We start from the raw sequence: 13,244 nt of genomic DNA, 5'->3' as shown, positions 1-13,244 counted from the left end.
GCCAGAAATTACTGCATTGAAAATCATCACTAAGAAATATCTCTATTGGGCAGCCTCACTCCTCTTTATCATCGGCATTGCTCTTTCTATCTACAGTTTGCTCGGTGGGTATGATAAAATCGAAATTGCTCAATCTACCAACAATGTTTACAGCGTAGTGGGCAAATGGGTCGAAGGTGAACGTATGCATCAGGTTGAGAGAGAAACTTTCAATGAAATGCGTGACCTGGTCATCAATGAAAAATTCAAAGGTGAGCTCTGCATGATTGACTACCCATCTGATACGCTGGGAGAAAATGAAATCAAAAGATTCATTGGAGTGCTATTAGACGGAGAAGAGGTCACAGCCATACCTTCTGGCTTTACCGTACTCGAAATCTCTACGAGAAGAAGCTATAAAACAGCTCTGGCCATGCACCCTCTCGTGATGCCCAATTCTGAAAAAATAGACCAGGCCCTGCGAAGTTATGCCAAAGAAAATTTTGGCGATAGCCTGCAAAGCCTAAGTATGGAAATCTACTACCCAGACAATTCTGTTCTTATTGAGAAGTTTGCGGTAGAAGAATAATATTATCTAGCGTCAATTACTAAGGCTCTCTTCTCCCTGGATTTGCTTCTCATAGAGATTCTTGTATATCCCGTTTTTTGAGATGAGTTCCTGATGACTTCCCTGCTCTATGATCTCCCCATCATCCAAAACGATGATCTTGTCTGCCAGCTGGGCACTGGACACGCGATGAGAAATAATCACAGTGGTCTTGTCTACCATGATTCTCTTCATACTGTTGAGAATACTATTTTCAGTCTTGGTATCAACGGCAGATAAACAGTCATCTAAAATCAAGATTTTCGGAGATCTTGCGATCGCTCGGGCAATAGATACTCGTTGCTTTTGACCACCGGACAAGGTTATTCCTCTCTCACCCAAAACGGTTTCCATGCCCTGTGGGAATTTGGAAATATTGTCTGTGAGATCTGCATTATCAGCTGCCTCCATGATTTGCTCCTCCGTGATATCCGAACTACCAAACGCAATGTTGTCTTTGATACTTTCAGAGAAAAGAAAAACATCCTGAGGCACATAACCAATAGACCTTCTCACAGAGGCCAAATTCAAATCCTGAATCGGAACCTCATCGATACTGACCTGCCCTTGGGTAGCATCATACATTCTACAGATCAGGTTGGCAATGGTACTTTTGCCCGAGCCAGTCGTACCTATGATAGCAATCGAATCTCCAGATTTCACATCAAAACTCACGTTTTTCAAAGCTTGAATGCCTGAGTCTGGATAAGTAAAACTGACCTGATCGAAAACCAATCTTCCGTCAATTTCCTTTTTGATGTTCTTCTCCGAAACGATATCATTTTTAGCTCCCAGAAACTCATTGATACGTTTTTGAGAAGCGGCTGCACTCTGAATGATACTGGTAATCCAGCCGAGCGCAGTAACTGGCCAGGTCAGCATATTTACATAGATGATAAATTCCGCAATATTCCCCGTACTCAATTCGCCGGTCAGCACACCTGCCGAGCCAATGTAAACCGTCAAGATCACACTCAACCCGATCAAACTCATGATCAAGGGAAAGAACAAAGCCTGAACAAATGCCAGACGCAAAGACTTGAGTTTGTAATCATCACTTGCCTCAGCGAAGGACTTGTCATAATCTTTTTCCCTAACGAAAGACTTGATCACTCGAATCCCAGAAAAAGCCTCCTGAACAAAGGTTGACAAATTGGATTGACTCCTTTGAATCTCCTCTGATCTCCGGTTGATAATATTGTTGACATAGTAGATGCTAAAAGAAAGGAAGGGCAATGGAATCAAAGAATACAAAGTCAACTCCACATTGATCGACAGCATGAAGGGGATCACAATGATAAACATGGTCGCCAGATTGATGCCATACATGATAGCCGGGCCCACGTACATTCTCACCTTGCTTACATCTTCGGAGATTCTGTTCATCAAATCCCCAGTATTGTTTTTTCGATAAAAACTCAGAGGCAAACTCTGATAGTGTTCGTACACTTCATTTTTGAGATCATATTCGATCAATCGAGACATCACGATGATGGTCTGCCGCATAAAAAACATAAACACGCCTCGCAATAAAGCTGATGCTAAAATCACCGCTGCAAAAACGAAAATACTGAGCACAAAAGTATCATGGGTGCTCTCCTGTAATGGCAATCCATCGAAAAGATTATAGAGTTGAAAACTCTCCTGAATCAAATCAAAAGAATGACGAACCACCACAGCCGGCACCACACCAAAAAGATTAGCAATGATGATAAAAATCGTTCCCAGCAGCAGATGATACTTGTACTTGAGCAGATATTTATTGATGTGAGCGAGTTCTTTCATTCAGGAGTTCCCTTCTATTTTATCAGAATTGCAATATTACAACTCAAACGGCATTGTTTTTGGAAAGTTGACTGCTTATATTGTATAGGATCAAAAGCATAACATTAATGCAACTTGCTCGGGTATTATCTGGATAAAAATAACCTAAATTTGCGTCCGTGATTTTTTAACCCAAATTAATGACGACCCAAAATGATAGAATTGACTGAAACTATGAACAACGAATCGGTCTCGATATTCTCTGGTATAGAGGAAATGAACCATGAGCAAGTAGTGCTCTGCCATGACAAAAAAACTGGACTAAAGGCGATCATCGCCATACACAATACAGTATTAGGTCCATCTATGGGAGGCACCCGCATGTGGAACTACGCCTCAGATCAGGATGCACTCACCGACGCGCTTCGTTTGTCTCGCGGAATGACACTCAAAAATTCCATTGCTGGCCTGAATATCGGTGGTGGAAAAGCAGTCATCATCGGCGATGCTAAAAAAATAAAAAATGAAGCCCTCATGAGACGTTTTGGCAAATTCGTTCATAGCGTAGCGGGCAAATACTATACAGCAGAGGATGTAAACATGACTACTCGTGACATGGAGTACATCCGTATGGAAACCCCATATGTAACCGGACTACCCGAATACATGGGAGGGGCAGGCGATCCATCTCCATATACCGCCTATGGTGTATACATGGGGATGAAAGCCTCCGCTAAAAAAGCCTATGGATCGGATGATCTTCATGGAAAAAAGGTTTTGGTTCAGGGAACCGGCAATGTGGGGAAACACCTCATTGAGTTTTTGACTAAAGAAGGCGCCAAGGTTTCCATTTCAGACATTTTCGAAGACAAAATCAAGCAAATCACAGATCACTTCAAAGTAGATGTAGTCGATGCAGACAAAGTAGCCTCGGCTAACATGGACATCTATGCCCCCTGCGCACTAGGTGGCACTTTGAATGATGAAAGCCTGGATTTGCTACAATGCGACATAGTAGCTGGTGCTGCCAACAATCAATTGCTGGACGAAGTAAGACATGGACAGGCGCTGCTTGAAAAAGGCATTTTGTACGCCCCTGATTTTCTAATCAACGGAGGCGGCATCACCAATGTATATTATGAATATGCTGGCAACCATAGCAGAGAGAGAGTGATGGCTCAGACCGAGCTGATCTACGACACGACGCTCAATGTATATGATCTAAGCCAGAAATCGGGCCAAACGCCTCACGCATCTGCTATCAAAATTGCAGAGGAAAGAATTCAATCAATAGGTAATATTAAGTTACCTTTATAAATCAAATACAAAACCGAGGATAGGATACAATGCTCAATAGACGTTCTTTACGTATCAAAGGGATGCAAGCGATATTCGCTTATCACACCGCTAAAGAAGCCGATTACAATATCTGTAAGAAAAAGGCACAAGATCAATTTTTACCTGACTTGGACTCGATGGAAGTCCAGGACAAAGAAGCACTCAGCATCGACAGAGCTCGTACTGCTGAGGTCTTTGACACACTCCACAAGGAAGGAATAGAAAAAATTGATTCCGAAACCAAGCAAGAAATCATCGATGAGGCCAAGCACTACCTGAGAGAATGGGAAAACAACCTCCCAGAAAACAAAGTGCACTTCAAAAAGCGCATGATTTCAGACTTGCTGCATATTTCGGACGATTATATCAAATTACTTTCTTTGATTCTGGATCTGGAAGAATTGATCGAAATGCAAAAGCGTCGTAAAGGCATTGAGCATAATAACTTCGCCAAAAACATCATCATTAAAAGTCTGAAGGAAAGTGAAGATTTTCAAGCTGAAAGAGCGAGAAAGAAAACTTCCTGGGACACAGATTTGATCAAAGCCTGGTTAAAGGAATACATCAGGCCCCTCGAATTTTTCGAGGAATATGACAACATGGCCAACCCAAAATACGAGGATGACCTGGATTTTTGTCTGAAGTTGTACAAGTCTGTGATTTTCAAACATGACAATGTCAATGGGTATTTCGAATCCCTGGATATCGGATGGGAAGAAAACAAGGTGATCCTAAAAAGTATGGTCCTGAAAACCCTCAAGTCAGTAGACAGTGAAGGGTCAGAGCCATTATTGATGGAATTGTCCAAAAATTGGGACGATGACCTTAATTTCCTGAAAGAACTCTATGACATGACCATAGATGATGAAGAGGAACTGGAGGAGATGATCAAAAGCAAGTCTAAAAACTGGGACATAGAAAGGGTAGCGATTACCGATCGTATCATTTTGGAAATGGCTATCTCAGAAATGACACATTTTCCTTCTATCCCCGTTAAGGTTACTATCAACGAATACATCGAACTATCCAAGCAATACAGTACACCGAAAAGTAAACAGTTTGTAAATGGATTGCTTGATGTACTTTCTGTAGATTTACAAAATCAGGGTAAAATCAAGAAAAGTGGACGAGGACTCCTAGACAATAAATAATATGAGCAAAAATTCGAATTCATTCTTAGCATTCTTGACTGGCGCTGCTGCAGGAGCCATTTTAGGTATCCTATATGCCCCAGACAAAGGAGAAAACACAAGAGACAAACTCACTTACAGACTGGACAAGTACAAAAAGAAATTGGACGAAATCCTACAAGAGTTTGTAGAAGGCAAAGAGCTCGCCGACAATGACGCCAAAACTGAAGGTCAAAAAATCGTAAAAGATGCCAAAGAAAAGGCAGAGAGACTTTTGGATGACGTCAATGGGCTGATTCACCAGATCAAAGGTGAAGAAGTAGAGTCATAAGCCTGACCGTCATTTGTTAAGTACTTGTTAACACCTGACAATCAGGTTTAGCAATCATTATACTTCATTACATTTGTGACTTCATTAGGCCATAGGTCTAATTAAAAATACAGATCCTTTCCTTATCAGAAAGGATCGACTTTTTATCAAAACAATTTCAACAATGAAAAAAGTAACATTATTATCAGCATTGATCGCTGTATTTGGCTTGATGATTACCGGATGCAGCAATTCTGAATTGGAAAGCAGAGTAACCAGACTTGAGGGAAGAGTAGCAGAACTAGAAGGGAAAAGCACTGCCAATGCAAGAGCTACTGCCACAGCGCAGCCTGCAAAAGTGAACGAGCCAGAGGTAAAGCCTGAAGGTCCATTACCAGTATTCGCGTTCTCAGAAGAAAACCATGACTTTGGTAAAATCAACGAAGGAGATGTAGTAGAGCACATTTTCGAATTTGAAAATACAGGGGATGCTCCATTGATCATCTCAGATGCAAAAGGATCTTGTGGATGTACAGTTCCGCAATGGCCAAAAGAGCCAATCGGTATCGGAGAAAAAGGTCAAATCAAGGTGAAGTTTAACAGTAGCAAAAAGCCTGGTATCCAAAACAAGACGGTTACCATCACTGCTAACACTTATCCTAAGCAGACAAGAATCAAAATCAAAGCTGACGTGACGCCAGCCGCAGCGGACAGCTAATTATCAACAATACATAAAGCAAACAATTAAATGCTAAATCAAATCTTATTACAGGCTAGTGGATCGGGGAATTATACTCAATTCATCATGCTCGGTGTGATGGCGGTAGTCTTTTTCATCTTCTTCATCAGACCACAACAGAAAAAACAAAAGGATCAGAAGAAATTCATCCAGGAGATTAAAAAAGGTGACATGGCGATCACTATGGGCGGTATACATGGCAAAGTCGTAGAGGTAACTGATGCTACAGTGACTCTGGACATCGATCGTGGTACTAAGATCACTTTGGAAAAATCTTCTTTATCCTTAGATCTGAGCAAAAAACTCAACGAGAAGTAATACATGAGCTTGTTTAGGTTTTTTGCACCTGGATTAAAAGAAAACTGGAAGGTAGTCTTGCTCTCAATTTTGGGTGCGACTACCTTTTGGTTTTTTAATGCCATGAACAAAAACTACAGCACCCGTCTGGACTATCCGGTAAGCTACCAGTTCAATAGAGACAGCGTGGTGATCGTAGAACCTTTGGCCAAAAATGTAAAAATTGTAGTGTCCAGTGGTGGATGGAACCTGCTCCGCAAGACCTTGCGTATCAATGCCACTCCTATCCAAATCCCACTAGACAACCCAACCGAAATCCGATTCCTTACCCGCACCAGCCTGATTCCGCTGATCTCTGATCAACTAGATGGACTAAAGCTAACCTACGTGGTGACCGACACGATGTTCTTTCATATAGAGGACAAAGTGGTAAGCAAACGCCCCATTGCTGTAGATAGCGTCAACGTGCCCTTAAAAGACAGCTATCGAATCGTCAGCCCAATTAGGTTGGAAAATGATTCGGCAACATTTACTGGGCCAAAATCCCTGATGCATCAGCTCCCCGAAACCGTCTTTGTTCGCTTTGATGAAAAAGATATTGATGGAAATTTTGATGAAGAGCTGAAGTTCGAAACCGAAAAAATCATCAAAGCTGAACCAGCTGAAACCAATGTAAAGTTTGAGGTAAATCACTTTCTATACAAAGACATAACCATACCGATAGAGTTTTTACATTTCCCAGAAGACTCTAGTGCCCTGCCACAAGAAAGGGATATCAAAATTTTCTACACCATCAACGAGAATTTTGAAGATGAAGTCAATGCAAGCGACTTTAGTGTGACCGTGGACTTCACGATGTTCAACGAACGAGATTCTACTGTCACCCCAATCCTTATGTATGCCCATGACAAGGCCCTTGATATTGTCCTGGCATTGGATAGAGTGAAAATCGAATTCCCTCCAGAATCATTCAGATGAAAAAAATCGGCATCACCGGAGGGATAGGTTCAGGCAAAAGCACCGTCTGCCGAATCTTCGAAACGCTCGGCATCCCTTGCTATGACGCGGACAGTCGTGCCAAACATCTCATGAACCATTCCCCAGAAGTCATTACAGCCATTAAGGAAGCTTTTGGTGAGGAGAGTTATCTGGATGGACAACTCAACCGAAACTTTTTGGCCAAAGAAGTTTTTGGTGCTGGAGATAGGGTAAAGCAACTCAATGCAATAGTACATCCAGCTGTCGGCAAAGATTTCGAACAATGGGTCTCAGGACAGCAGAGTCCCTATGTAATAAAAGAAGCTGCCCTACTAATAGAGTCGGGTTCCTATCAGGCACTGGATGCATTGATAAACGTGACCAGTCCGATCGAGCTGAGAATAAAAAGAATCAAAGCCCGGGATCCTTTCAGAACAGAAGATGAAATCCAAGGCATCATCCATAAACAATTCTCTGACGAAAGAAGAAATGAAGTGGCCAATCATATAATCCAAAATGACGAGAAGCAGCTTTTGATACCGCAGGTACTGCAGTTACATGAAGCTTTTTTAAAGAATTGAACGTCTCGACAGAATGAGACTTTAGGTTAAGATTTCGCCAAAGGTAAAAACACGCTAAACCGGGAACCTTTCCCCTCCTCACTCTCTACTTTAATCTTTCCTTTGTTCAGGTCGACGAATTCTTTCACTAAATTCAGTCCTAGCCCAACTCCCTTTTCTCCCTGGGTGCCATAGCTAGTTTTCACTCCTTTGAATACAAAAAGCCGTTCCAGTTTATCCTGCGGAATACCTATACCAGTATCGCTGACATGAATAACTGCAAATTTCTCCTGCATTTCAATGTTCAAACTAACACTTCCGCCTTCTGCTGTAAATTTCAAAGCATTGTTCAGTAGGTTGCGAATAATGGTACTGGTACTATTGACATCTACATACACCTGAAGGTCAGAGGTCACATGGTCGTCGATCTCGATTGACTTAGCTTTTGCCGTATTTTTAAATACCCGAAGTGCGGGATTGCATATCTCAGCAATATTAATTGATTGCGGCTTGTAGGGAAACGTTCCCTGTTGACTCATCGCCCAATCCAGCAAGTTATCTAGTAACGAGGATAAATCCTGTGCAGACTCTTCTAGCATTATCCCCATGCTTTTGAGCTCTTCTTGGTCCCCTTCCTCTATACTTCGCTGAATCAAATAGGTGACACCATTAAAGTTGGAAACAGGCCCTCTTAAATCATGAGATATAATAGAAAAAAAACGATCTTTTGTTGCATTGAGATGATCCAGCTCGTCGCGCTGCCCCTGGATCACTTGACGTCTGGCCTTTGCAATTCTGGCCGTCCGAACCTTCATCAAATAGAATCGGTGCAACAGCACAATCACTCCCAGCAAAAGCCCTCCAATCAATGCGCCAGACCAAAGCAATACCCGATGGGCAAAAGCCTCCTCCTCTAATAGATCTACCTCAGCTTGTTTCTGCCCAACTTCAAACTCCGTACGAAGATCCGCCATTTTGCGGATGGTCTCTTCATTGTTGATACTATCTCGATAGACCAGATAATTTTGTAAATACTCATAGGCCTTTTCAAATTCTTGTTCGCTGCTATACAATTCTGAAAGTTGGAGACTGGCGTCTCTGATTCTTTCTTTCAGGCCATCTTCCTGAGCATAGGCCAATGCCCCCAGGAGATATTTCTCCGCCTTTTGTTTTTCTCCTCTTTGCTCATAGATATTGGCCATCTCGATCTCAAACTCGGTAATGGCATAGGAGTCTTCTAGCTCCTTGAGTATCTCAATCGCTTCGGTCAGTTGTTCTTCTGCTTCGAGGGTTTTTCCTTGTTTGGCATAGACCAGACCTGCATTACCGAGGTTGTAGGCTTTTCCTATTTCAAAATTCTTTTTAGAATAAATTTCACCCGACTCTTCATATAAATACAAAGCACTGTCATATTTTTCAATTAGATAGTATCCATAGCCAGTATTCATTAAGGCTGCAGCTAAGGTGATAGAATCTTTTGTTTGACGAAGGATTTCGATTGCTTGCCTTCTATACTTTATTCCCTTTCTATGGTCATTATTGTTTGCATAAATAGCTCCAATAGATAAAAGAGCACCACCATACCCTGGCTTGTAGTCTATCTTTTTTGCTGCCTCCCCCCCCTGAAATAGGACTCAATTGCTTCATCAGTATTTCCTAAAAATCTCAACGCATGACCTTTTTGCAAATAAGCCCTCATTAACATTTTAGAATCTGACCCATCACTCAGCATTTTAATAATCTTATTAGAAATCCTGATCACCTCAGATTGATCAGTTTCAGAGACTGCTAATTCAATTAAAATGGTAAGTTCCTCTTCCTTACTAAAATCACCCGAATACAATATCTGTTTTAAACTATCAGCCTGTTTTTGATTTTGTGCAAATAAGTTTAAAAAAAGAAAAGAGCACCAATAGCCAAAAAGGTGCTCTTTCCTATGAGGAATTTATTAATCAATCTTCTATATTTTAGGATCAACTTTAATCTCCGGATCCAAAGTATATGAAATACCAGACGCGGAAAACTGAATATTAAACGCTTCTGTACCATCGGTAGTCCCTGCAATTCCCAACCATGATGGAGACGAAGGAGGTGTAGAAAACAAATTGCTTTGACCTGGTTTTGCCGTGATTGACTCTAGCGCAACAGCTGTTTGATTGTCATAGGCCGAAATGTGAAAAATCACAGTATCCCCTTCATGGGCATTGATTTGAAAATTGGATGCTCCTGTATCATCTGGATCCAAACCAGAATCATAAAGTAAGCATGCTGCTGCTACGTCGGACGGATTGGAGCTAAGTTTGGCAGTATCGACCACCAAAGTGACATGTATTGTCGCCATAATAATAAGTTGATTTTGTTTAATATTCTCACACTTGTGAGAAGCTGCAGCATAATATTAACGAAAGCAACAGAGATAAAAAAAACTTGCAGATGATGAAAAAATGAAATGTTCAGAATCAGCTTCCAAATTAAATTTTGAAATGGCTTTCACTCGGCTGATTCCTCATCATTGCCCAGCGCATAAAGATCATCGGAAGCACCTGATCCAAATACCAGATCCTGAACGGAATAGTAAACGGTTTCTTCTCCCTTTTTTCTCTTCTCGAATGAATAGGGTAAAACAAAACCACCTAGTCTCTTGAAGTCCTTGTAGAAATATTCGTAATCTACATTCTCCTCCTGATCCTCATAGGCAATGTACTTGTATAGCAACTGGCTGGATTGCTCAACATAAAAGTCAATAAAATAACTCTCATAAAAAGTCATCCTAAGCACGGAATATCGCTTACTGCCTATGTTCTCCACGCCCAATAGACTCAACTGATGCCCATCTAAATCTGCCAATCGCAAAGGAGAACCAATCGCAGATTCTATCTCCAGTAGCGCCTGTTCCTTTATGGTCATTTCGCGGACAGAGTCTTCCTTCCAACTTTCGTAGACATATCCCTCGACTCCATCATAGACTGCTATGTATGTCATGCTGTCCATGGCCACTATCTCTTCTCTGATTTTGTTTGGTCGCTTTTTAGCAATTTTATAGAGCCGCTCGTTACCCATCACCGATCGCTCCACCAATTCCATTTCTACGCTACGAATAGACACTAATATCTCTTCACCCATAGCATTGTAATGATTGGAAAGTACTTGCTCCAATGACTGAGCCCGAGCGGTGAGACAGCTTAGACTGACCACCACAAAAAAGAAAAACTTCGAGTTCATACCCGAAGCTATCGATATTTTAACTAAAATAAAACCTATTTAATCTAGAGATTCTTCAATTATTTCCGCAATATCCTTAACAATCACCTCTTCTTCCTTCTCTTTGTTCTTCACACCGTCGGACATCATGGTCATACAAAAGGGACAGGCTGAGGCGATTACCTTGGCTCCTGTGCTTAAGGCCTCCTCTGTTCTCTCGATATTTACTTCCTTATTTCCAGGCTCTGCATCCTTGAACATCTGGCCTCCACCCGCGCCACAGCATAGGCCATTGGTTTTGCAGCGCTTCATTTCTACCAGGTCAGCATCCAAGGATTGCAGCAGCTCGCGAGGTGCCTCATAGATGCCATTAGACCTGCCGAGATAGCACGAATCATGGTAGGTTATCTTCTTGCCTTTGTAGTCTCCTCCAGCTACTTTTAGCTTCCCTTCATCCAACAACCCTTGAAGAAAAGAAGTATGGTGTACCACATCATAATTGCCCCCCAAATCAGGATATTCGTTTTTAATCGTATTGAAACAATGTGGGCAGGCCGTCACGATTTTTTTGATCCCATAGCCATCCAGCAGTTGGATATTTGACATGGCCTGCATTTGGAAGAGAAACTCATTACCTGCACGACGGGCAGGATCTCCCGTACAACTTTCTTCAGGCCCTAGCACGGCGAAGTTGACGCCTAAATGATTCAATATCTTGGTAAATGCGAGGGTCACTCGCTTGTATCTATCGTCGAAGGAACCAGCACAGCCTACCCAAAAAAGGATTTCTGGTGTCTCGCCCTTTGATTGCATATCTGCTACTGTCGGTATTTTTATCTCACTCATCATTCTTGAATTTTACCTGAACGCTATCATATCATTCAGGAGTCTAATTATAATCTTAATCTATCTTCATGCTAAGCTATTAACTCAATAACTTATTCTTATTAACTCCCGCTTCCAGCGGGATTAGTCATTTTTCAAATCTTCTGCCCACTTAAATCTATCGCTTGGTGCGAATTTCCATGGAGCAAAATTGGTTTCTATATTGGCAAACATGGCGTTCCAGGAGGCAGGTGATCCGGATTCTTCCATGGCGACATAGCGCTTCATCTCCAGTATGATTGCCAACGGATCAATATTGACAGGACAGGCCTCCGTACAGGCATTGCAGCTCGTGCATGCATTGATTTCCTCCTTGGTGATGTAGTCACCCAACAAGGATTTACCCTCTTCCTTTCCATTCCCAATTTCCTCTATGCGATCACGGGTATCCATCATGATTTTTCGAGGGGATAAAAGTTTTCCCGTTTGATTAGCTGGACACTCTGCAGTACATCGACCACACTCCGTACAGGAATAGGCCTCCATCAGGCTCTTCCAACTCAGGTCTGTCGCATCTTTAGCCCCAAATCTACCCATCTCATCTGGATTGGCTGGGGGAGCTTCCACCGGCATGCCCAGCATAGATTTGACTTCTGTAGTTACAGCATCCATATTCTGAATCTTTCCTTTAGGCTCCAGATTGGAGTAGTAGGTATTGGGGAAAGCCAAAAAGATATGGAGATGCTTTGAATAAGTCACGTACAATGCAAAAGCCATGATCCCAATGATATGAAACCACCACGCCCCTCTCTCAGTCAACATCACCAATCCCGTATCGAACTGATCGATCAACGGAACCAGAAAGGATGAAATCATCAATTTGCCTGTTTCGTGATAGCCTGCTACATCTCTAGACTGTAGCACCTGGTCAGCTGCATTCATTTTGAGTATCGCAATCATCAAAGCGATCTCAATGATGAGAATTAAATTACCATCCATGGCAGGCCAACCTTTCATTTCTGGCTTGGTAAAACGCGGCACTTTGATCACATTTCGTCGGATCAAAAAAACCACACAACTGATCAATACGCCCAGGGCAAGGAACTCGAAGAAGTTCATCGCCACATTATAAAAGTCCCCCAGATAAGGTGCAAACAATCGATGCGTACCCAACAAGCCATCTAGCATGAACTCCAGCACTTCCAGATTGATCACCAAAAAGCCTACGTAGATCAATAAGTGTAAAAATGCAGGAATGGGTTTCTTAAACATTTTCTTTTGTCCAAAAGCAATAAGAAACATGGTCTTCCATCTCTCAGAAGAATTGTCATTTCTATCCAGCGGTCTCCCTCGAAGGATGTTGCCTCGAATCTGACGTATTCGCCTGACTATCAAATAGGTCGGGATAGCCATGACTATGACGAAAATTATTTGCGGAATTAGGGTCATAAAATTTGTTGTTTTTCTGTCTAAATATTGTTCAAAACGTTTGCACCATTGATAAACTTTTCTACTT

14 protein-coding genes are annotated in these 13,244 nt (G+C 41.9%); 8 read left to right on the top strand and 6 right to left on the bottom strand.

Annotated elements, in window-relative coordinates; all coding sequences use genetic code 11:
* Positions 1-16 precede the first annotated feature (16 nt).
* Complete coding sequence (locus N7U62_RS18750) at positions 17-568, top strand: hypothetical protein (protein WP_264139622.1); 552 nt, start codon at positions 17-19, stop codon at positions 566-568.
* Positions 569-580: 12 nt separating this feature from the next.
* Here the strand turns inward: N7U62_RS18750 and N7U62_RS18745 are convergent, their stop codons facing one another.
* Positions 581-2,371 (bottom strand): ABC transporter ATP-binding protein, encoded by a 1,791-nt coding sequence (locus N7U62_RS18745; protein WP_264139621.1) that lies wholly within the window; start codon positions 2,369-2,371, stop codon positions 581-583.
* A 192-nt stretch (positions 2,372-2,563) separates the two neighbouring features.
* On the opposite strand from N7U62_RS18745, the gene N7U62_RS18740 reads away from it, so the two are divergent.
* From N7U62_RS18740 to coaE, 7 genes are all read left to right on the top strand, one after another.
* Positions 2,564-3,667, top strand: a complete 1,104-nt coding sequence (locus N7U62_RS18740; protein WP_264139620.1) for a Glu/Leu/Phe/Val dehydrogenase dimerization domain-containing protein — start codon at positions 2,564-2,566, stop codon at positions 3,665-3,667.
* A gap of 62 nt (positions 3,668-3,729) precedes the next feature.
* Positions 3,730-4,839, top strand: coding sequence for a transcription antitermination factor NusB (gene nusB, locus N7U62_RS18735; protein WP_264139619.1), 1,110 nt, complete (start codon positions 3,730-3,732; stop codon positions 4,837-4,839).
* A gap of 1 nt (position 4,840) precedes the next feature.
* The gene (locus N7U62_RS18730) at positions 4,841-5,149 is read left to right on the top strand and encodes a YtxH domain-containing protein (RefSeq protein ID WP_264139618.1); all 309 of its coding nucleotides are present in this window, start codon (positions 4,841-4,843) and stop codon (positions 5,147-5,149) included.
* Positions 5,150-5,312: 163 nt separating this feature from the next.
* On the top strand, positions 5,313-5,846 hold the full coding sequence (locus tag N7U62_RS18725) for a DUF1573 domain-containing protein (RefSeq protein ID WP_264139617.1): 534 nt from the start codon (positions 5,313-5,315) through the stop codon (positions 5,844-5,846).
* Between the two features lie 30 nt (positions 5,847-5,876).
* Positions 5,877-6,185, top strand: coding sequence for a preprotein translocase subunit YajC (gene yajC / locus N7U62_RS18720; RefSeq protein ID WP_264139616.1), 309 nt, complete (start codon positions 5,877-5,879; stop codon positions 6,183-6,185).
* Positions 6,186-6,188: 3 nt separating this feature from the next.
* Complete coding sequence (locus N7U62_RS18715; RefSeq protein WP_264139615.1) at positions 6,189-7,142, top strand: YbbR-like domain-containing protein; 954 nt, start codon at positions 6,189-6,191, stop codon at positions 7,140-7,142.
* Positions 7,139-7,723 (top strand): dephospho-CoA kinase, encoded by a 585-nt coding sequence (gene coaE, locus N7U62_RS18710; protein WP_264139614.1) that lies wholly within the window; start codon positions 7,139-7,141, stop codon positions 7,721-7,723. The genes N7U62_RS18715 and coaE overlap by 4 nt, the downstream gene beginning before the upstream one ends.
* A 26-nt stretch (positions 7,724-7,749) precedes the next feature.
* Here the strand turns inward: coaE and N7U62_RS18705 are convergent, their stop codons facing one another.
* The 5 genes from N7U62_RS18705 to N7U62_RS18685 form a co-directional block, all read right to left on the bottom strand.
* A complete protein-coding gene (locus N7U62_RS18705; protein ID WP_264140447.1) occupies positions 7,750-9,264 on the bottom strand; it encodes a tetratricopeptide repeat-containing sensor histidine kinase in 1,515 nt (504 codons plus the stop codon).
* 398 nt (positions 9,265-9,662) lie between these two features.
* Positions 9,663-10,043: a DUF8788 domain-containing protein gene (locus N7U62_RS18700; protein WP_264139613.1), complete on the bottom strand. Its 381-nt coding sequence runs from the start codon at positions 10,041-10,043 to the stop codon at positions 9,663-9,665.
* Positions 10,044-10,192: 149 nt separating this feature from the next.
* On the bottom strand, positions 10,193-10,924 hold the full coding sequence (locus tag N7U62_RS18695) for a hypothetical protein (RefSeq protein ID WP_264139612.1): 732 nt from the start codon (positions 10,922-10,924) through the stop codon (positions 10,193-10,195).
* A 39-nt stretch (positions 10,925-10,963) separates the two neighbouring features.
* On the bottom strand, positions 10,964-11,749 hold the full coding sequence (locus N7U62_RS18690) for a (Fe-S)-binding protein (protein ID WP_264139611.1): 786 nt from the start codon (positions 11,747-11,749) through the stop codon (positions 10,964-10,966).
* A 123-nt stretch (positions 11,750-11,872) separates the two neighbouring features.
* Positions 11,873-13,177 (bottom strand): 4Fe-4S dicluster domain-containing protein, encoded by a 1,305-nt coding sequence (locus tag N7U62_RS18685; RefSeq protein ID WP_264139610.1) that lies wholly within the window; start codon positions 13,175-13,177, stop codon positions 11,873-11,875.
* Positions 13,178-13,244: the final 67 nt, after the last annotated feature.

The sequence above is a fragment of the Reichenbachiella ulvae genome, from assembly GCF_025833875.1.
GTDB lineage: Bacteria > Bacteroidota > Bacteroidia > Cytophagales > Cyclobacteriaceae > Reichenbachiella > Reichenbachiella ulvae.
This window is presented reverse-complemented; position numbering and strand designations above follow the sequence as displayed.

Excerpts from the sequence above, each read along its gene's own strand:
- N7U62_RS18745 (WP_264139621.1), bottom strand. The coding sequence starts at position 2,371 with ATGAAAGAACTCGCTCACATCAATAAATATCTGCTCAAGTACAAGTAT.
- N7U62_RS18740 (WP_264139620.1), top strand. The coding sequence starts at position 2,564 with ATGATAGAATTGACTGAAACTATGAACAACGAATCGGTCTCGATATTC.
- nusB (WP_264139619.1), top strand. The coding sequence starts at position 3,730 with ATGCAAGCGATATTCGCTTATCACACCGCTAAAGAAGCCGATTACAAT.
- N7U62_RS18730 (WP_264139618.1), top strand. The coding sequence starts at position 4,841 with ATGAGCAAAAATTCGAATTCATTCTTAGCATTCTTGACTGGCGCTGCT.
- N7U62_RS18725 (WP_264139617.1), top strand. The coding sequence starts at position 5,313 with ATGAAAAAAGTAACATTATTATCAGCATTGATCGCTGTATTTGGCTTG.
- yajC (WP_264139616.1), top strand. The coding sequence starts at position 5,877 with ATGCTAAATCAAATCTTATTACAGGCTAGTGGATCGGGGAATTATACT.
- N7U62_RS18715 (WP_264139615.1), top strand. The coding sequence starts at position 6,189 with ATGAGCTTGTTTAGGTTTTTTGCACCTGGATTAAAAGAAAACTGGAAG.
- coaE (WP_264139614.1), top strand. The coding sequence starts at position 7,139 with ATGAAAAAAATCGGCATCACCGGAGGGATAGGTTCAGGCAAAAGCACC.
- N7U62_RS18700 (WP_264139613.1), bottom strand. The coding sequence starts at position 10,043 with ATGGCGACAATACATGTCACTTTGGTGGTCGATACTGCCAAACTTAGC.
- N7U62_RS18695 (WP_264139612.1), bottom strand. The coding sequence starts at position 10,924 with ATGAACTCGAAGTTTTTCTTTTTTGTGGTGGTCAGTCTAAGCTGTCTC.
- N7U62_RS18690 (WP_264139611.1), bottom strand. The coding sequence starts at position 11,749 with ATGAGTGAGATAAAAATACCGACAGTAGCAGATATGCAATCAAAGGGC.
- N7U62_RS18685 (WP_264139610.1), bottom strand. The coding sequence starts at position 13,177 with ATGACCCTAATTCCGCAAATAATTTTCGTCATAGTCATGGCTATCCCG.